At 54.4% G+C, this 18,502-nt stretch carries 16 protein-coding genes, 1 tRNA gene and 1 pseudogene; 15 read left to right on the forward strand and 3 right to left on the reverse strand.

Features of this window, described 5'->3' with window-relative positions; genetic code table 11:
* The first annotated feature begins 74 nt into the window (after positions 1-74).
* The 4 genes from galE (at position 75) to M2305_RS11020 (ending at position 6,129) form a co-directional block, all read left to right on the forward strand.
* A complete protein-coding gene (gene galE, locus M2305_RS11005) occupies positions 75-1,061 on the forward strand; it encodes a UDP-glucose 4-epimerase GalE (RefSeq protein WP_264649361.1) in 987 nt (328 codons plus the stop codon).
* A gap of 33 nt (positions 1,062-1,094) precedes the next feature.
* Complete coding sequence (gene glf / locus M2305_RS11010; protein WP_211508332.1) at positions 1,095-2,243, forward strand: UDP-galactopyranose mutase; 1,149 nt, start codon at positions 1,095-1,097, stop codon at positions 2,241-2,243.
* A gap of 209 nt (positions 2,244-2,452) precedes the next feature.
* Positions 2,453-4,453, forward strand: a complete 2,001-nt coding sequence (locus M2305_RS11015; RefSeq protein WP_249196812.1) for a glycosyltransferase — start codon at positions 2,453-2,455, stop codon at positions 4,451-4,453.
* A gap of 119 nt (positions 4,454-4,572) precedes the next feature.
* Entirely contained in the window at positions 4,573-6,129 is a 1,557-nt protein-coding gene (locus tag M2305_RS11020; protein WP_264649362.1) for a glycosyltransferase, read from the forward strand.
* 463 nt (positions 6,130-6,592) lie between these two features.
* Here M2305_RS11020 and M2305_RS11025 read toward each other — a convergent pair whose 3' ends face one another.
* The 3 genes and pseudogenes from M2305_RS11025 to M2305_RS11030 form a co-directional block, all read right to left on the reverse strand.
* Positions 6,593-6,922 carry a transposase gene (locus M2305_RS11025; RefSeq protein WP_338085672.1) on the reverse strand — a complete coding sequence of 110 codons (330 nt, stop codon included), beginning with the start codon at positions 6,920-6,922 and terminating at the stop codon, positions 6,593-6,595.
* A 69-nt stretch (positions 6,923-6,991) separates the two neighbouring features.
* Positions 6,992-7,096, reverse strand: a pseudogene (locus tag M2305_RS16360) (IS5/IS1182 family transposase); the annotation flags it as partial.
* A 1,149-nt stretch (positions 7,097-8,245) separates the two neighbouring features.
* Positions 8,246-8,335: transfer RNA gene (locus M2305_RS11030), tRNA-Ser, on the reverse strand.
* Positions 8,336-8,561: 226 nt separating this feature from the next.
* Between M2305_RS11030 and M2305_RS11035 the strand changes: the two genes are divergently transcribed.
* From M2305_RS11035 to M2305_RS11085, 11 genes are all read left to right on the forward strand, one after another.
* Positions 8,562-9,083, forward strand: a complete 522-nt coding sequence (locus M2305_RS11035) for a Spy/CpxP family protein refolding chaperone (protein ID WP_264649364.1) — start codon at positions 8,562-8,564, stop codon at positions 9,081-9,083.
* 129 nt (positions 9,084-9,212) lie between these two features.
* A complete protein-coding gene (gene ffh, locus M2305_RS11040) occupies positions 9,213-10,628 on the forward strand; it encodes a signal recognition particle protein (protein WP_064273075.1) in 1,416 nt (471 codons plus the stop codon).
* A 40-nt stretch (positions 10,629-10,668) separates the two neighbouring features.
* Positions 10,669-11,019 (forward strand): 30S ribosomal protein S16, encoded by a 351-nt coding sequence (rpsP, locus tag M2305_RS11045; RefSeq protein WP_099212690.1) that lies wholly within the window; start codon positions 10,669-10,671, stop codon positions 11,017-11,019.
* 31 nt (positions 11,020-11,050) lie between these two features.
* On the forward strand, positions 11,051-11,593 hold the full coding sequence (gene rimM / locus M2305_RS11050) for a ribosome maturation factor RimM (protein WP_086633643.1): 543 nt from the start codon (positions 11,051-11,053) through the stop codon (positions 11,591-11,593).
* A complete protein-coding gene (trmD, locus tag M2305_RS11055) occupies positions 11,590-12,294 on the forward strand; it encodes a tRNA (guanosine(37)-N1)-methyltransferase TrmD (RefSeq protein WP_046901338.1) in 705 nt (234 codons plus the stop codon). Before rimM ends, trmD begins: the two co-directional genes overlap by 4 nt.
* Positions 12,295-12,318: 24 nt before the next feature.
* Positions 12,319-12,711 (forward strand): 50S ribosomal protein L19, encoded by a 393-nt coding sequence (gene rplS / locus M2305_RS11060; protein ID WP_010504000.1) that lies wholly within the window; start codon positions 12,319-12,321, stop codon positions 12,709-12,711.
* 20 nt (positions 12,712-12,731) lie between these two features.
* On the forward strand, positions 12,732-14,159 hold the full coding sequence (gene leuC, locus M2305_RS11065; RefSeq protein WP_264649365.1) for a 3-isopropylmalate dehydratase large subunit: 1,428 nt from the start codon (positions 12,732-12,734) through the stop codon (positions 14,157-14,159).
* Entirely contained in the window at positions 14,159-14,785 is a 627-nt protein-coding gene (leuD, locus tag M2305_RS11070) for a 3-isopropylmalate dehydratase small subunit (protein WP_264649366.1), read from the forward strand. Before leuC ends, leuD begins: the two co-directional genes overlap by 1 nt.
* Complete coding sequence (gene leuB, locus M2305_RS11075) at positions 14,782-15,891, forward strand: 3-isopropylmalate dehydrogenase (protein ID WP_264649367.1); 1,110 nt, start codon at positions 14,782-14,784, stop codon at positions 15,889-15,891. Before leuD ends, leuB begins: the two co-directional genes overlap by 4 nt.
* A gap of 165 nt (positions 15,892-16,056) precedes the next feature.
* A complete protein-coding gene (locus tag M2305_RS11080; RefSeq protein WP_264649368.1) occupies positions 16,057-17,259 on the forward strand; it encodes a pyridoxal phosphate-dependent aminotransferase in 1,203 nt (400 codons plus the stop codon).
* Positions 17,256-18,467: a pyridoxal phosphate-dependent aminotransferase gene (locus M2305_RS11085; protein WP_264649369.1), complete on the forward strand. Its 1,212-nt coding sequence runs from the start codon at positions 17,256-17,258 to the stop codon at positions 18,465-18,467. Before M2305_RS11080 ends, M2305_RS11085 begins: the two co-directional genes overlap by 4 nt.
* Positions 18,468-18,502: the final 35 nt, after the last annotated feature.

An 18,502-nucleotide genomic window follows, 5' to 3' on the forward strand; every position in this document is an offset into this window, starting at 1 on the left:
GGGCTCTTTTTAGGGTAGCTCGTTGACGAATTTTCTGAATGCCTCGGATGCGTCAATCTTTTTGGGAGTCTTGAATGCGTTATCTCGTTACTGGGGGCGCTGGTTTTGTCGGCAGTCATGTCGTTCTTGCTTTGCTGGACGCGGGTCATGAAGTTGTCGTTCTCGATAATTTGAGTACGGGTTACCGTGCAGCTGTTCCGGCGGGTGTGGCCTTTCACAAAGTGGATCTGCTCGACTATCAGGCAACTGCCGAAGTTGTTGCTCAGGGCCCCTGGGATGGTGTTCTGCATTTCGCGGCTCTGTCCCTTGTCGGGGACAGTATGCGTGACCCGCTGCACTATCTGCGACAAAATTACCTGACGGCGTTGAATCTCGTACAGACCTGCGTCGAGCAAGGGGTGAAGAAAATAGTTTTTTCTTCCACCGCAGCTCTTTTCGGGGGGCCTGAACGCTTGGATCCCATCCCTGAAACCGCGCCGGTTCAGCCCGGGTCGCCTTACGGTGAGAGCAAGTTCATGATCGAACGTGTGCTGCATTGGGCTGACTCGATATATGGTTTGAGGAGTGCCTGCCTACGGTATTTCAATGCTGCAGGTGCAGATCCGGAGGGGCGGGCAGGGGAAGATCATCGTCCTGAGACCCACCTGATTCCCCTAACCATTGATGCCGCCTTGGGGCGTCGTCCGGCACTCAAGCTGTTCGGTACGGACTATCCTACCAGAGACGGTTCTTGTATCCGCGATTATATCCACGTGACAGATCTTGCTGATGCCCATGTGCGCGCGCTTGGCCAGATCGACCATCGTAGTGTCACGTATAATATCGGTAACGGACAAGGATATTCCAATCTTGAGGTCATTCGCAGCGTAGAGCGGGTAAGCGGTCGGAAAGTACCTTGGGAGGCAGCGCCGCGACGTGCGGGCGACCCTTCTCTACTTGTGGCTGACTCCACCACTCTCCGGAAGGAGACTGGCTGGGAGCCGCGTTTTGGAGATCTTGATCGCATTGTGGAGACCGCGCTGCGTTGGCGCGAAAATCATCCCAATGGATATGCAATATAATCTGGCAAAAATTTTTAAACTTGGAATAACGTTATGAGATTTTGTATTGTCGGTGCTGGCTTCAGTGGAGCCATTATTGCTCGTCACCTCTCGGAGAAGGGTCATAAGGTCCTTCTTCTTGACGAACGGTCCCACATCGCCGGAAACTGCCATACCGAACGCGATGAAGCGACGGGCGTGATGGTGCATCGCTATGGCCCGCATATTTTTCATACTGCTGACCAGCGCGCGTGGGATTACATCCAGCAATTCGGGACGTTCCAGCCTTACATCAATCGGGTGAAGGCGATTTCCCAAGGGCGTATGTACACGCTCCCGGTCAATCTCCTGACGATCAATCAGTTCTTCAATACGACTATGTCCCCTAAGGAGGCACGTGCCTTTATCGAAGAAAAGGCTGACACGTCGATCAAGGAGCCGAAGAACTTCGAGGAGCAGGCACTCTCGATGATCGGTCCAGAGCTCTACAAAGCTTTCTTTTACGGATATACGAGGAAGCAGTGGGGACTGGAACCTACCGAGTTGCCTGCTTCTATTCTCAAGAGGCTTCCACTGCGCTTCAACTATGATGATAATTACTTCAATCATCCCTATCAGGGAATGCCGGAAGAGGGATACTCAGCCATTGTCGAGAACATTCTGAAATCCGAGAATATCGAAATTCGCCTGAATACGAAATTCGAAGATCTTTCCGAAGAATTCCAGCATGTTTTTTATACTGGGCCGATCGATCGTTATTTCGATTTTAGACTTGGACGGCTGGGGTACCGGACTCTTGATTTCGAACGCATCGACAGTGATGGAGACTATCAGGGTGCAGCAGTAATTAACTATTGTGATCAAGATGTTCCGTTTACACGCATCTCAGAGCACAAGCATTTTGCACCATGGGAAGCGGATTCTTTAAAGAAAACTGTCTCTTTCCGAGAGTATAGTCGTTTAGCTGAGCCAAAGGATGTTCCGTATTATCCGATTCGTCTCGCTAACGAAAAAACAATGCTCGACAATTATATTTCTCTCGCGCGGGACACTAAGGGTGTATCCTTCCTGGGGCGTCTAGGCACTTACCGTTACTTGGATATGGACGTGACGATTTCAGAAGCTTTGAAAGCTTGCGATCAAATCGATGAACTTTTGGCAGCAGATACCCCGCTACCGGCGTTCTTCATTGATCCTTCCTGAGTAAATTTTTTGTCTTGCTAGCCTTGCTATACGCGTTTCGCGGAAGTGAGGCTTTGCGGTATGAAGTGTGTTAGTAAATTTTTGCAGGTAACGGTTTCTTCATGAATGTTCTTAATCGCACCCCAGAGGTAAGCAAGTACTCGCATGCTGACCTTTTCCCGTTTTTTCCTATAAACTTCTCGCCAGACCAGAGAAGTAAGTCCCTGTATATGGTGAAGCCGTATACAGACCTTGATGACAACGGAAATGTTATTGTCGAACGTGGGCGTGTAGTTACATTTGACGGCTTCATGACTGCGCTTTATGAACGTGAAATCAACCACATTGTTCCGAATGCGAAGCTCTATCTTGAACTTGAAGTACAAGGAAGCTGTCGTGTTGGTCTGTTTCATCGCTCACAGGCTGGTGTGGTCACCGAATTTGCGATGGAAAAGCATGTCGGCAAAGATCCCCACGAAGTCCGTACAATTCGCATTGATTTCGATATTGTAGGAGCTGAGGCTAAACTTGGCCGATGGTATTTTACGATTGAAGCACTGGATTTCTATTCAGCGGCCCAAGAAACTAATGAAAAGTCCGAAGCGGACGGCGGCACTCTTCTGCATAAAGCGTACCGGAGTGCATGGAATGCGCTGGGTGTCGAGGGAACGCCAACTGACGTCATTCTGCGCCGCGCAACATGGGGTGTGTATAATGCGAAGCTGCAGGAAGTCCGTCCCTGCTTCGTAATTTGCACTTTCCGTCGTGAGAAACAACTTGCAGGCAATGTGGACCGTCTGGTCAGCGCGCTTGAAGCAGAATACCCCGGGTACGGTATTATCATTGTCGATAATGCCCGGACGGTAGAACGTCAGGAGCATTGGCCCGAAAACGTCCGCGTCATACAGCAGCGTAACGTTGGTGGAGCTGGTGGTTTCGGACGTGGTATGTTTGAAGCTTTGGAAAACGGCGGCTACACACATATCGTGATGCTCGACGACGATGCCGATGTTGAGAAAACGGCAATCGCGCGTATGACCAATTTGTTTCGCCTCAGCCTAGACCCGGAAGTGTTTATTGGCGGCGCACAGCTTGACGTATACGACCCGTCTCGCTTGGCAGATGGTGGTGCGCACTGGGTTCCAGATCGCTTCGAGCGTCCTTTCGCGCGACTTGCCCCGAGTGATTTGGGTGAGTTGTCCGCGAAAGACGCCCTCATGCGCAACCATTCGCTAAATTTTAACGGCTGGTGGCTGTTCGGCGGTCATGTGGATGGTTTCCGCAAGTTTGGAATGCCGCTTCCCTGTTTCGTGCATTTGGATGATGTCGAATATGGCGTGCGTCTGACAATGCGGGGCGGCCATGTACTGTCTATCCCGGGGATCGCAGTCTGGCATGAGCCATATTATGCAAAACCTGAAGGTTGGTTCGCGTACTACAATATCCGCAATGAGTTGATTCGTCTCTCCTGCCATATCGAGGTGCTGTATGCGCTTCTGGTCGGAGACAGCTTCGAGACGTCTCGCGAGGAGGTCGATAAGCGTATTTCCAAGATCATGCGTCGTGTCACGCGTTTGCTTCTTCGGCGCTTCCGCGGCTTTGCCGATATTTATCATTACGGTTCGGCTATGCTGCTTGTTCTGGCAGTTGAGGACTTTCTTAAGGGCCCAGGCATTCTTGCAGACACGGATGCTGCGGATCTGCATGCGGACATTATGAAGGTCTACAAACGCTTCAACGCCAATCACCGCTTCGAGAAGTCTCTTCCAGTTGGAGTGATTCCGACCCCACCTGGGACGTCTGACAAGTTCATTGTTCCATGGGTTAGCCGTACGAAACGCGGACGGGGTGTTCTTCTGCGGGGCTACAATCTCTACCAGCGTCTGAGCCGTAACGGGAACGTATCGCTGATGACGAGAAAGAAGACGCCGCTCGATGCGATCTCGGCACGTCGCCGTCAGATGACGGTCTTTAATAGCCGTAATGATATTAACTGGCGCGATATCCGCTCTGGTCGTGACTGGGCGTATTATGATCCTCAGCAGATCGGATACCATATCTTTTCGAACGACCCCGAGCTTTATAAGGAAGCGCGCGAGCGTCTGTCCAAGGCGCTACGTGCCTACCGCAAAGACGTCTCCAGCGTTCAGCTTCAATGGGCGAACGAGTACGATCGTCTGATTTCAGAGCCATTCTGGCGTGATCTGGTCCAGACGTTCGATCGCGTCTGAATGTAAGGTCAATGCCAGCTTGGTATCTGTTACAACCTTCGAGAGCATCTTCTTCCCTAGAGGTGTTTTCGAAGGATCTGTTTCCGCAGGCTTGGGTTGCTCATGCGCGATTTAGGCATGTGGGACTTCGGGTTCAGGCAAAAGCAGAACTGCTGGTAAAAATTTTCCGACACCTAAAAGGGGCAACTCCAGAATTAATTCTGGAGTTGCCCTCTGGGCCGGGTGAGATGGTTCTTGCTCTGCCGCCTCTGACTGAATGCGGGGACCGTCTTTCGTACACTCTGTATGAGGGCAATCGCGAAATTCTGTTGCAGACCCAGAGTATTGTAGTGGATTGGGTTTGTGATCGCCCTCCCGAACGCCACGTTGGTATTGCGGTCGTAGTATGTACCCGAGATAGGGATACGCAGCTTCAGGTGCTCGTTGATCAGATCGCCCCCCAAATAGGGGATGTGGAAGGCTGCATCATCGTCAATCAGGGAAAGGTCGCTCTCAAGGACAGATTAGTTTGGGGGGTGGATCAGAGAAAATATCGGATTTTTGAGCAGGATAACCTAGGGGGTGCGGGCGGCTTTACCCGCGGGATCATGGAGGCCTTTAAGGACCAAAATGTTACGCACGTCTTGCTTATGGATGATGATGTAGAAGTCGATGCAGGTTTGTTTTGTCGTCTGCGTTCCGCCTTGGCGTATGTTGTTTCTCCAAAGACATGCCTTGGCGGAGCAATGATCGATCTTGATGATCGGGATCGTCTCCTATCCATCGGGCATGGTTTTGATTATACCAAGGCAATAACGACAGATCTTTTGCCTCGTGAGGGAGTACGTTTAAGAGAAACGGAGGCTCGTTCCTTTCTTGAGCGACCTGTCGATGTCGATTTCTGCGGGTGGTGGTTCTTCTGCTTTCCTCGTCAGGCTGTAGAGGTTAGTGGGCTGCCATTGCCTTTGTTTCTTCGCGGAGACGATGCGGAATATGGTCTGCGCTTGAAGCGTGCAGGTTTTCAGACCGTTATGTGGCCAGGGATTTATGTTGCTCACCCGCATCTTCTGAACCAGACAAGACCATGGCATCAGTATTACGATCGACGAAACGCGCTTGTCTGCGCAGCACTTCAGTGTGGTTCCGTACCGTCTCCGGCTATCATTCGGCTTGTTCGTGGAGTTTTTAACGCTATTGCTTTGTATCGCTACGCAGAGGCACGTGCCGGGGTTCGAGCGTTGCAAGCATATTTTGATGGGGCAGAGGGTCTAGAGCGCTGGAGCGAGAAAGAGCATCGTGCCCTTGTAAAAGATGATGAGGTGATGTGTCAGTCTTTGGAGTATGGGCAGATTTTTTTAAAAGTGTTCCATACTTCTTTGTCACGAACCGCCATCACGGTTCTTCGGGTCTCTAGAGATATTTTGGCTCGAGAAAACGCTATGGCTACTTCGGCTGTAAAGGTTGATGCCGACTGCTGGAAGGTTGGGACGGTTAGTCGGCCTGGTAGTGTATGGCTAGTTAGCGATAGGCAGGTAACACACGTTTGGCGCGATCCGGTGCAGGCACGCGACATAGCGTTGAGTTTGCTTCGCGTAGTATTTTTTCTCACAATACGGCCGTCACGAAAGCCTGAAACTCTGCTGAGGTTGGCAACTCCATCATGGTGGGCCAGACGTCTAGGCATGTCGGCAAACTGAGGCTTTCTGGAGGGGGATTTCCAGCGCCGGACCTAAACCGTGCGATGCCGTTTTCACCCAAGATGCGTCAAAGAGTGAGCAGGATCGCTGCTCGCCAGATCGGATCCAGTCTTCTATAAAACAAACATGTCCTTCAATACATTGAGCGATAGACCAGCGTGCTGGTATTTGTCGTAAACCTAGATCATTCGGCGCATTACTCTTTATGAACTTAGGAATTTCAGGCACTAAGAAATTGTTCTTCAGGAATTGTGGAACTGTGTAAGTTCCTCCTTTTTACCCTCTAGATTTTGAGATGATCTGCGGTTGCAGCGATGCAGATGATGGCCATGAATGATGTGGCAGTTTTTTGCGTATCGTATGGCGACCGCTCTCCACTCTTTGAGACTTACCCACAGGTTCTCGACCGGATGTCGGTGCCTATAGGCCCCTTTAGTGCAGGCACCTGGCGGCGCGTTGCGTTTTACTGGGATACCCGAGCGTGGGTCCGAATGTTCGTGCTGTCGAGCAAGGCCATACCCAAAGCCAGATCCTGACCCTTCACCTGCTCAAACAAAGCCGGCCAAACGCCGGTTTCCGCCCAACGGATGAAGAGTTGGGCCGCCGTCAACCCAAGGCCAAGTTCCGCAGGAATTGATCGCCACTTCGTTCCGTTCTGGCCGCGCCAGAAAATTGCCGACATAGTCCGTCGCAGATCGCGAGGTGGGGTTTGCCTCGCAGGCGGACCGCCTCGATTCAGAGGCTCCCAGACCGACCACGCATCATCGGAAAATATAGGCTGCATTATGCTCATCACAAAAAGCTATGCACTTCGCTCCGTCACTCAAGATCTACCAGCCTTGCTCATAGCCGACTTGGAAAATTACAAGTGATATTTCTGCGCATAAAATTGGTGCCCAAAGGCAACAAATATCATGGCCTTTGACACGTCGATTTGGCGTTCGTAATCAAGCGCGAGCCGGCGCCAGCTGTTCTTCTAGGATCATCTGAGCGTCGGTACTGCCAGGGAGATATCTGTCAGAGCAGAGGTGACCATCATGAGGCGTCTGTCCTTATCGACGGCGATATGCTGCATGCCGTCATAAACTGGGAAGGACCTCCGCTCGGTTTATTCATGAAAGTGGGTCATGGTCAGTGATTACACGGAGGTGCCTCCTTTGCTGGACAGCTGCTCCCAAAAAAAAGCAGCATGGCTTCTGGCGGATGGGTGTTATGAAGCCGATTAGTTCAGGGGCTTTCTGGAGGAAAAGGGATAAAGCCTTGCGTTCCGGAACGAGATCCCGAGTATGTGCCATAAGATATGATAAGCGCGGCAGCCGCGTCGAAATCATGTTTGGGCGTTTCAAGGACGAGTGGGGCGTCGCAACTCGCTATGACAGATGCCCGAATGGATTCATTTCGGCCATCTGTTTCACAGCAACCGTCACTTGCTATGCGTCTTGAGCCTAGAAATCGGGCCTCAAAGGCACCATTTTTCAGGAACGAAAACGGACATCGTCGCGATGGACGAAATGCTCTGTGTCCCTTACCCCGAAAAGCGTTCGGCGTGGTCCGATCTTGTCGCGCTGCAGAACCCCAGCCGCGACATATCGATCAATTTTGGAGAGAGACACATAAAGCCGTATCGAAGCTTCGCAACGGCTTATGAAAAAGTCATTCGAAAGACGACTTGGCAATATAGAATCCATGGCACGCCAATCCAACGATGCCCCTTGCGGGGCTCACAACGACACTTGGTTCGTTGGTTTTTGGAGCATTCAAGGGGTCTGTAAAATTGCTGCTTCGATCAGAAGCAGGTAGTGCACCAGCCTTTGAGTGAAGGGCTTAATGCTCTGGTGTCAACTTACTTGGGAACGCTAGTTGAGCACCGACAACGATTTCAAGAAATTTCTGGACGAATTTTTGCAGATTTCTGCTTCAGTCGCGCTCTCAGATCATCTGGATACCTCTGGGAAAAGCAGGACATCAGTCGGCAGGTCACATCGATAGATTTCTAGGACGACGCATATCGCGTCCGGGCGCTGCACGATGACGCATTTTTTAAATGGGACCCAAGGTGGAACAAATTTTGGTAAATCAGATAACTCTCTGAGGAATCTGAGAATTTTGATTTATCTGGCGGAGAGGGTGGGATTCGAACCCACGGTACGCTTCCACGCACGGCGGTTTTCAAGACCGCTGCCTTAAACCACTCGGCCACCTCTCCAGACCCCGACCGTAAAATCGGGAGTCGTGTCCTGCGTGCAGGACATGGGCGGCTACATGCGATGAGATGGCGCTCACGTCAAGTCTCCTTCTTTGTTACATACCTTGGAGGGGTTTACTCTTCGAAACAGGACATGGGGCGTTTTGTAACGAAAAAACTGTCATCTTGAAGGGAATGGGGCGGGAACGCTTTTTCGCCTCTCATCACCATCAAGGATATAGCATCCATGACGGCATTTCGTCTTTCTGTTCTCCTGCCGGCTCTAGCTTCCGTTGGGCTGTTGGCTGGTTCCGCTCTGGCGCACGCCCATCCGGGTGCGCCTGGACCGCAGCCTGATGGCATGCATGGCAGGCCGGGTCCTGGGGGCATGCTTCCGCCGTTCCCGCCGGGAATAACTCTGACTGAGGCCCAGAAGGCTCAGGTCCATAAGATTTTCAGCCAAGGCCATGAAGAGATGAAAGCTCGGCATGAAAAGCTGAAGGCTCTTCGGGACAAGATCCGCACGGCTCTTTCTGTAGAGGGTGATCTGGATCGCACGCTTCTCGCTGATCTGACTAAGCAGGAATCCGATCTGCATGTGCAGGAAGCGCAGGCTCGATTGGAGACGCAGGAGAAGCTTCATGATATTCTGACGCCTGAGCAGCGCCGCCAGGCGAACACGACCATGGAGAAAATTCGTTCGCTCCATGATCAGTTGGACGCCATTATGGGCCATCCGCCTGAAGACGGGCCGCCGCCTGCACCCTGACTTCTAAGGTTGAGGCGCTCTATTGCTTGACGTACGCGTCACGAAGCGATAGAGCGAACCTGTTTCCGGACACGCCACATCGCGAAGGCTCGCGCAGTGGCGTGTTTCTGCTTGCTATAAGGTGGCCCGTTGTTCGATCAACTCTCAGGTAAGATGTCCGGTGTCCTCGAAGGGCTTTCCAAGAATGGAAAGCTCTCGGAGGCTGATGTCACCGAGGCCATGCGTGAAGTTCGTCTCGCGATGCTGGAGGCGGACGTCGCGCTGCCGGTCGTGCGGGACTTCGTCAATAAGGTTCGTGAGCGTGCAGTTGGTCATGAAGTGCTGGAAAGCGTTTCTCCTGGCCAGGCTGTCGCCAAAATCGTTAACGATGCCCTGATTGACGCGCTCGGCGGCGCCGGTGTTGCTCCTCTGAATCTTTCAGCCGTGCCGCCAGTTCCATTACTGATGGTTGGTCTGCAGGGTTCGGGAAAGACCACGACGTCGGGTAAGATTGCCCTGCGTCTCTCTTCCCGTGAGCGCAAGAAGATTCTTCTGGCGAGCCTAGACGTGCAGCGTCCAGCAGCGCAGCTCCAGCTTCAGCAGCTTGCTGAGCGCGTTAACGCGATTACGGGGCTGGTAAAGTCTCTGCCAATCGTAGCGGGGCAGTCGCCGGTAGATATCGCGAAGCGTGCGCTGGAAACAGCCCGTCGCGAAGGCTACGATATCGTCATTCTCGATACCGCTGGCCGACTGTCTATCGACGAAGCTCTGATGGACGAGGTTCGCGAGATCCGTTCTGTCACGAACCCGGCAGAAACGCTGTTGGTCGTGGACGCGATGACGGGGCAGGACGCGGTCAATACAGCCAAGTCCTTCAATGAAGCCGTCGGTATTACCGGCGTCGTCATGAGCCGAATGGATGGTGATGCCCGTGGCGGTGCCGCACTGTCCATGAAGGCCATTACGGGCGCACCGATCAAGCTGACGGGTTCTGGCGAAAAGCTGGAAGCGCTCGAAGAATTCCATCCGGAACGTGTTGCTGGCCGTATTCTGGGGCTGGGTGACGTTGCTGGCCTCGTGGAACGCGCAGCGGAAACGCTCGACCACGAAGAAGGCGAGCGCGTAGCCAAAAAGATGCTCGCCGGTAAGTTTGATCTGGATGACTACGTGTCCCAGATCAACCAGATCAACCGTATGGGGTCGATCTCGGGCATTCTCGGCATGCTTCCTGGTATGGGTAAGATCAAGGATATGCTGGGTGACAAGGAGATCGACACGTCGATCTTCAAACGTCACAAGGCCATCATTTCTTCGATGACCAAGCAGGAGCGCAAAACGCCGGGGATCATCAAGGCATCCCGTAAAAAGCGGATCGCCTCAGGTTCTGGAACGACGGTTCAGGAAGTGAACCGTCTGCTCAAGCAGTTTGACGACATGTCCACAATGATGAAGCGCATCAGCAAAATGGGCCTTGGTGGCCTGATGCGCGGAATGGGTGGGGCAGGTGGTCTGGCCGACATGATGAAGGGGATGGGCAAGCCCGGTGGGCGCCCGCCTTTCGTCTGATCAGCATCAAGTTTTCAAGTTTGTCTTTCAGGAGTTTTTCATGAGCCTCAAGATTCGTCTTTCACGCGCTGGTGCCAAGAAGCGTCCGTACTACCACATCGTCGTTGCAGACAGCCGCAGCCCGCGCGATGGCCGTTTCATCGAAAAGGTTGGCGCATACAACCCGATGCTGCCGTCCGACCATGCTGATCGTATCCGCCTCGATGGCGAGCGCATCCAGCATTGGCTGTCCAACGGCGCGCAGGCAACCGACCGGGTTGCACGTTTCCTCGGTAACGCTGGTCTGGCTCCGAAGCCTGCTTACAGCGAGCAGCCGAAGAAGTCCGCTCCGAAGGCCAAGGCTCAGGCTCGCGCTGCAGAAGCAGCCGCTGCTGCAGCTGCTGCAGCCTGATCTACTGCTGACGTTTCAGGACGCTTGATCCGTGCCACCCTTTAAACCTGACAGTGATGTCCTGATCGCGACCATCGGTCGTCCGCATGGCGTACGCGGTCTGGTTCATCTTCATGCTGCTACTGATGATCCGGCTTCTGTCGAGATGTTCGGTGCGCTGCATGATGAGCGCGGGGTTGTATGGACAGCAAGCTGGGTTTCTCCGGGGGTGGCTGCTCTGACAGATGCTCAGGGGAACACTCTGCCAGACCGCACAGCTGCCGAACGACTGGTTAACCGTCGTTTGTATGTTGCGCGTGAGCTTCTGCCGGCTGTCGAGGAAGACGAGTTCTATCATGCCGACCTGATCGGCATGACTGCAGTTTCCGAAGATGGCGAAGTGCTTGGAACCGTCTCCATAGTTCATGACTATGGTGCGGGTGTCAGCATCGAGATTGATCGAGGTCTGATTGTTCCATTCACGCTGGCCTGTGTGCCGCATGTCGATCTCGCGCACCGTCGCGTGACCGTCGTGCCGCCAGTTGAAGTCGAGGTCGAAGGTGATCTCGATGGAGAGGTACAGGTTCGGGCATGAGTTGGCGCGCTGACATCCTGACCCTGTTTCCGGACATGTTTCCGGGGCCGCTTGGATTTTCCCTGGCGGGCAGGGCGCTCGAACGTGGCATCTGGTCCTGTGAAGCGCATGACCTGCGTGCTCACGGACAGGGTCGTCATCGTGCGGTGGATGATACGCCATTTGGTGGTGGAGCTGGCATGGTGATGCGGGCGGATGTCTTGGATACGGCTCTCTCGGCGCTTCCCGCGCTGGATGGTCGACCCGTCATCTACCCAACACCCCGCGGACGTCGTCTCTCGCATGAAGATGCGGAGCGGTTTGTGGCTGGGCCCGGTGTTGTCGTCCTCTGCGGGCGTTTTGAAGGGGTAGACGAGCGCGTACTGGAAAAGCACGACATCGAACAGTTCAGTATGGGCGATGTCGTACTGTCAGGCGGAGAAATTCCTGCTCTGACTCTTCTGGATGCGTGTGTACGGCTGCTTCCCGGAGTTATGGGGTCTGAGATCAGCGGACAGGACGAGAGTTTTGCCGAAGGTCTGCTAGAATACCCGCAATATACCAAGCCGGCAGTCTGGGATGGGCGCGAAGTGCCTGAAATCCTTCTGTCCGGCCATCACGGCGCCATTGCCCGCTGGCGTCATGAACAGTCAATCGCAGTCACGAAGGCGCGTCGCCCCGATCTCTGGGATGCGTACCTGGCGCGACAGCAGGTTCATTGAATTTTTGTTTCCAGGAGTTTGGTCATGAACATTATCCAGCAGTACGAGGCGCGCGAAATCGAGCGTCTTTCCGCGGCTCGCGCCGTTCCGGAATTCATCGCAGGTGACACGGTTCGCGTTGGCGTCCGCGTTGTTGAAGGTACGCGTGAGCGCGTGCAGAACTTCGAAGGCGTTGTCATTGCCCGTTCCAACAAGGGCCTGAACAGCAACTTCACGGTTCGCAAGATTTCCAACGGTGAAGGCGTGGAGCGTGTATTCCCGCTGTACGCTCCGTCCCTCGCCAGCATCGAAGTGGTGCGCCGCGGTAAGGTGCGTCGCGCAAAGCTGTACTACCTGCGTGGCCGTTCGGGTAAGTCTGCACGTATTGCAGAGCGCCCGCGCGATCTGCCGAAGGCTGGCGAAAAAGCCGCTTCCTAAGTCAAGGTTGGAGTATAAGGATGCCCGTTTCTTCTTCGCCCAGAACACTGTTTGACAAGATCTGGGCCGATCACGTTGTTGACCGCCTCGAAGACGGGACGTGCATCCTATACATCGACCGTCACCTCGTTCACGAGGTGACAAGCCCGCAGGCTTTTGAAGGTCTGCGGATGGCCGGACGTCGCCTGCGCCGTCCGGACGCAACCGTCGCCGTGGTGGACCACAACGTCCCCACGTCCGACCGTTCCCAGCCGATTGAAGAGCCGGAAAGCCGCCTCCAGATCGAAACGCTGGAGAAGAATGTCGCTGAGTTCGGCGTTCCCTATTTCCCGCTGCGTTCCGCGTCTCAGGGCATCGTTCACGTTGTCGGGCCAGAGCAGGGCATTTCCCTGCCAGGCATGACGATCGTTTGCGGTGACAGTCATACCTCGACGCACGGCGCACTCGGCGCCCTTGCATTTGGTATTGGCACGTCCGAAGTCGAACACGTCATGGCGACCCAGACGCTGCTCCAGAAGCCCGCAAAAAACATGCGTGTTTCTGTTGAGGGCAAAGTGGGTCCGGGCGTGACAGCCAAGGACATCATGCTGGCCATTATCGGCAAGATCGGTACGGCAGGTGGCACTGGGCATGTGATTGAATTTGCCGGCTCTGCAATCCGCGATCTGGACATGGCAGGGCGTATGACGCTCTGCAACATGTCCATCGAGGGCGGTGCAAAGGCTGGTCTGGTCGCACCCGACGAAACGACATTCGCCTATGTGAATGGCCGTCCGTTTGCACCGAAGGGTGAAGCGTTTGAGCAGGCCTGTGCTTACTGGCGTACGCTGGCATCGGATGAAGGCGCTCATTTCGATACGGAAGTGACGTTGAAGGCCCAAGACATTGTGCCTTCCGTCACATGGGGTAACAGCCCGCAGGACGTTCTGCCGATCGATGGCATCGTGCCGTCCCCGTCTGATTTCAAGGATCCGGCACAGGCTGCGCAGGTTCAGCGCGCTCTGGATTACATGGGTTTGACGGCTGGCCAGAAGATTGCCGGCACGCCAGTAGATGTCGTGTTCATCGGCTCCTGCACCAACAGCCGTCTGGAAGATCTGCGTGCTGCTGCTGAAGTTGTGCGCGGTCGTCATGTTGCAGCAACGGTTCGTGCCATGATCGTTCCAGGCTCAGGCCTTGTGAAGGCTGCTGCCGAAGCCGAAGGGCTGGACAAGATTTTCCTTGATGCCGGTTTTGAATGGCGCGAGGCAGGCTGCTCGATGTGTCTGGGGATGAACCCGGATCGTCTAACGCCGGGACAGCGTTGCGCTTCTACGTCCAATCGTAACTTTGAGGGTCGTCAGGGGCCGGGTGGCAGAACGCATCTGTGTTCCCCATCCATGGCTGCCGCGGCAGCTGTCACGGGCACGCTATGTGATGTGCGTGAGCTGATGAAGGAAACCGTCTGATGGACAAGTTCACGGAACTGACCGCCATTGCGGCTCCGATGCCGAATGAGAACATTGATACCGATCAGATCATTCCGGCGCGCTTCCTGAAGACTATCCAGCGCACGGGTCTTGGCAAGAACGCCTTTGCCGCGCAGCGCTATGACGAGAATGGTAACGAGAACCCGGACTTTGTTCTGAACAAAGAGCCGTATCGTCAGGCTGAAATCCTCATCACCTATGACAATCTCGGTTGCGGCTCGTCTCGTGAGCATGCGCCGTGGGCTCTGCTGGATTTCGGTATCCGCTGTGTCATCGCGCCCAGCTTTGCCGACATTTTTTTCAATAACTGTTTCAAGAACGGTATCTTGCCGATCCGTTTGCCACGGGAAATCTGTGACGAACTGATGGGTGATGCACGCCAGGGTTCGAATTCCCGTCTGACGGTCGATCTGGAAAAGCAGATCATCATTCGCCCCGACGGGAATGTTGTGCCGTTTGAAGTTGATCCCTTCCGCCGTCACATGCTGCTCGAAGGTCTGGACGATATTGGCCAGACGCTGGCGCATGATGCGGAAATCAGCAGCTTTGAACATCAGGCCAGCCGCGCATGGGTGCCGTCAATCAACATGGGAACTGCAAAATGAGTGAAGCCCACAAGCTTCTTGTTCTTGCCGGTGATGGTATCGGCCCGGAAGTCATGCGTGCAGTTGCACGGATTGTGCATTGGCTGGACGCAAACCGTGGCCTGAAGCTGGACATTACGGAAGAACTCGTTGGCGCGGCTTCCCTTGCAGTCCATGGTGTTCCTATCCGTGATGAGGTTATCGACCTTGCCCGGAAGTCTGATGCGGTTCTGTTTGGCTCGGTTGGTGATCCGGCCTGGGGCCATGTCGGGTTCGACAAGCGCCCTGAAGTAGCCATTCTGAAGCTGCGCAAGGAGCTTGAGCTTTTCGCAAACCTTCGTCCGGCCCAGCTTTTTGATGCGCTGATCGATGCATCTGCCCTGAAGCCGGAAGTGGTTCGCGGTCTGGATATCATGATCGTCCGTGAGACGGTTGGTGGTATCTATTTCGGTGAGCCGCGTGGCATTGAGACGCTTCCGGATGGTTCCCGTCGTGGAATCAACACGGAAGTTTACACGACGTCCGAAATCGAGCGTGTTGCCCGCGTTGCTTTCGAGATGGCCCGTCAGCGCGGTAATCGCGTCTGCTCCGTCGAGAAGTGCAATGTGATGGAAAGCGGCCTCCTGTGGAAGGAAGTCGTCACGGATCTGCACAAGCGCGAATATCAGGATGTGGAATTGTCCCACATGCTCGCCGATAACTGCGCCATGCAGCTCGTTCGTAACCCGAACCAGTTTGATGTAATCGTTACGGGCAACCTGTTCGGCGATATTCTGTCCGATCTGGCGTCGATGCTCACGGGTTCTCTGGGTATGCTTCCGTCTGCAACGCTCGGCATTGTCCGTGAAGATGGCAAGCGCAATGCGCTGTATGAGCCGATCCATGGCAGCGCGCCGGATATCGCTGGCAAGGGCATTGCAAACCCGCTAGCGCAGATCCTGTCTTTTGCGATGCTGCTGCGTTACTCGCTCAACCGGGCTGAAGATGCGGAACTGATTGAAAAGGCAGTGTCCAACGTGCTGGCAAGCGGCCTGCGCACTGCTGACATCATGTCTCCAGGCATGGCTCGCGTTGGCACGGATATGATGGGACAGGCTGTTCTGCGCGAAATGGAAAAGCTGGCCTGATTTTATCTTAAATTGTCTCTGCTTAAGGGCCGGGTAGTTCCATAAAGGAGCCGCCCGGCTTTTTTTGTGCCCAAAAAACGTGTCAGTCATGTGCCGATGGGCTGTGGTCAAATGAGGGCGGACGGCGCTAGGGTCTCTGCGCGATAAAGCCACCGGGAACCCATCATGTCTCTCATTGCCGACCGTCTGAACCGTATTCTGCCGAGCCAGACGATTGCGATTACCCAGAAAGCCCGTGCCCTGAAGGCAGAGGGCCGCGATATTATCAGTCTTTCAGCTGGTGAGCCGGATTTTGATACGCCGGATTTCGTCAAGCAGGCCGCCATTCGGGCCATTCAGAATGGCGAGACGAAATACACGGATGTTGCAGGTACGATGCCGCTGCGTGAAGCCGTTGCGGCCCGACTGAACGCTGATTTCGATCTGGATTACCGCCCCGAGGAAATTTGCGTTTCGACGGGTGGCAAGCAGGTCATTTATAATGTGATGGTGGCCACTCTGAATGCGGGCGATGAGGTCATCATTCCGGCTCCGGCCTGGGTTTCTTACCCTGATATCGTCTCACTGGCAGACGGAACACCTGTCGTAATCCAGACAACGGCTGAGAATGGTTTCCGCCTGACGGCTGACCAGCTTCGTGCTGCCATTACGCCAAAGACGAAATGGCTGATGCTTAACTCACCCTGCAATCCGACAGGTGCAGCTTATGACGAGCATCATCTCAAAGCGCTGACTGGGGTTCTGTTGGAGCATCCGCATGTGTGGATCCTGACAGACGATATGTACGCCAAGCTGATGTACGAAGGCGCCGTCGCCAAGACGTTTGTGCAGGTTGAACCGCGTCTGCGGGACCGGACGGTGACGATGAATGGCGTGTCCAAGGCCTATGCCATGACGGGCTGGCGGATTGGCTTTTCCGCAGCGCCTGTGGAACTGACGCGCCAACTGATCAAGCTGCAAGGACAGAGTACGAGCAATCCATGCTCCATCGCTCAGGCTGCGGCCAAAGAGGCCGTTTCAGGCCCGCAGGATTTCATTGGGGAAATGGTGAGTGTTTATGAGCAGCGCCGCAATCTTGTGGTGTCCATGCTCAATGAAGCACCTGGCTTGAGCTGTGCAAAGCCGGAAGGCGCGTTTTACGTCTTTCCATCCATCGAGGGAACGCTTGGTAAAACGAGTAAGGGCGGCCATCTGATCGACAGTGACGAAGCCTTTGTCACGGCTCTTCTGGATGAGACGGGCGTTGCCGCAGTTCATGGAAGTGCTTTCCTGACGCCCGGATATTTCCGGATTTCCTATGCCACCAGCACCGAGCTTCTGAAGGAAGCCTGCACCCGCATTCAGCAGTTCTGTCAGGGCCTGTCATGACGTTTCGTATTGCATCACGTCTGGCAACACTCCCCAAGCCAGCCACTATCGCTATGGCAGCGCGGGCCCGCGAATTGCGGGCGGAGGGTGAAGACGTCATTTCACTTGCCCTTGGACAGCCGGATTTTCCATCACCGCCAGAAGCCATTGAAGCCGCTTATGCAGCCGGGTTGGCTGGTGATACGGGCTATCCTCCCATTCCGGGCCAAAAGGCGCTGATTGACGCCATTATTCGTAAGTTCAAGCGGGATAATGATCTGACGGTCACATCTGACCGTATTATGGTGGCCAATGGTGGCAAGCAGGTCATCTATAATGCTTTTGCGGCAACGCTGGATGACGGGGACGAAGTTATCGTTCCCGCGCCTTACTGGGTCAGCTATCCACTGATTGCCCGGATGCTGGGTGGGACGGCCGTTGAAATTCCCTGCCCGGAAGAAAATGGTTTCCGGCCTGACGCAGCGACAATCAAGGCTGCGATTACGCCTAAAACCCGTTGGCTGGTTCTCAATTTTCCGAACAATCCCACCGGTGCCATCCTTGAACGTCATGACCTTGAAGCCATTGCCGATGTCTTGCGCGAGGCGCCGCATGTTCTTGTCATGTCTGATGAAATTTACGAGCACCTGACGTTTGATGGTCGCAGGCATCTGTCCATCTTGCAGGTGGCGCCTGATCTGGCAGACCGCATTCTGGTCATTAACGGTATGGCCAAGGCTTATGCCATGACGGGCTGGCGCGTCGGTTTTGCATGTGGTCCGACACCGCTCATCAAAGCGATGATTGCAGTGCAGGGGAACACAACGTCCGGTGTCTGTACGCTTGCTCAGGCAGGCTCTGTCGCTGCGTTGAAAGGTGGGCTGGATCGTATTGAGCAGATGCGCGAAACCTACCAGCGTCGTCGGGATACGATGGTTGAAGCGCTTCAGGCTATTCCAGGACTGACATGTGCCGTTCCGGAAGGCGCTTTCTACGTTTATCCAGGTGTTGGCGGACTGATTGGCGGCACTTCTGCCAGTGGGCGATTGCTGGATACGGATGTGGCGTTTGCAGAGGCCTTGCTTGAAGAGGCTCATGTTGCGACCGTTCCGGGAACTGCGTTTGGCTTTAGCCCTTATCTGCGCCTCTCATGTGCAGCGTCCGATGACCAGCTTGCAGAGGCATGCCGCCGCATTGATGGGTTTGTAAAAGGTATCCGCAAAACCTGAGAAGCATGGACGGAAACGGAGCGGAGTGTCAGAAT

Source organism: Gluconobacter cerinus (assembly GCF_025961355.1).
GTDB classification, from domain to species: Bacteria; Pseudomonadota; Alphaproteobacteria; order Acetobacterales; family Acetobacteraceae; genus Gluconobacter; species Gluconobacter cerinus.

What these genes read in the sequence shown, in the direction of transcription:
- glf (WP_211508332.1), top strand. Translation starts at nt 1,095, where the DNA reads ATGAGATTTTGTATTGTCGGTGCTGGCTTCAGTGGAGCCATTATTGCT.
- leuC (WP_264649365.1), top strand. Translation starts at nt 12,732, where the DNA reads ATGCCCGTTTCTTCTTCGCCCAGAACACTGTTTGACAAGATCTGGGCC.
- M2305_RS11085 (WP_264649369.1), top strand. Translation starts at nt 17,256, where the DNA reads ATGACGTTTCGTATTGCATCACGTCTGGCAACACTCCCCAAGCCAGCC.
- M2305_RS11080 (WP_264649368.1), top strand. Translation starts at nt 16,057, where the DNA reads ATGTCTCTCATTGCCGACCGTCTGAACCGTATTCTGCCGAGCCAGACG.
- rplS (WP_010504000.1), top strand. Translation starts at nt 12,319, where the DNA reads ATGAACATTATCCAGCAGTACGAGGCGCGCGAAATCGAGCGTCTTTCC.
- M2305_RS11025 (WP_338085672.1), bottom strand. Translation starts at nt 6,922, where the DNA reads ATGAGCATAATGCAGCCTATATTTTCCGATGATGCGTGGTCGGTCTGG.
- trmD (WP_046901338.1), top strand. Translation starts at nt 11,590, where the DNA reads ATGAGTTGGCGCGCTGACATCCTGACCCTGTTTCCGGACATGTTTCCG.
- leuB (WP_264649367.1), top strand. Translation starts at nt 14,782, where the DNA reads ATGAGTGAAGCCCACAAGCTTCTTGTTCTTGCCGGTGATGGTATCGGC.
- M2305_RS11015 (WP_249196812.1), top strand. Translation starts at nt 2,453, where the DNA reads ATGGTGAAGCCGTATACAGACCTTGATGACAACGGAAATGTTATTGTC.
- leuD (WP_264649366.1), top strand. Translation starts at nt 14,159, where the DNA reads ATGGACAAGTTCACGGAACTGACCGCCATTGCGGCTCCGATGCCGAAT.
- M2305_RS11035 (WP_264649364.1), top strand. Translation starts at nt 8,562, where the DNA reads ATGACGGCATTTCGTCTTTCTGTTCTCCTGCCGGCTCTAGCTTCCGTT.
- galE (WP_264649361.1), top strand. Translation starts at nt 75, where the DNA reads ATGCGTTATCTCGTTACTGGGGGCGCTGGTTTTGTCGGCAGTCATGTC.
- rpsP (WP_099212690.1), top strand. Translation starts at nt 10,669, where the DNA reads ATGAGCCTCAAGATTCGTCTTTCACGCGCTGGTGCCAAGAAGCGTCCG.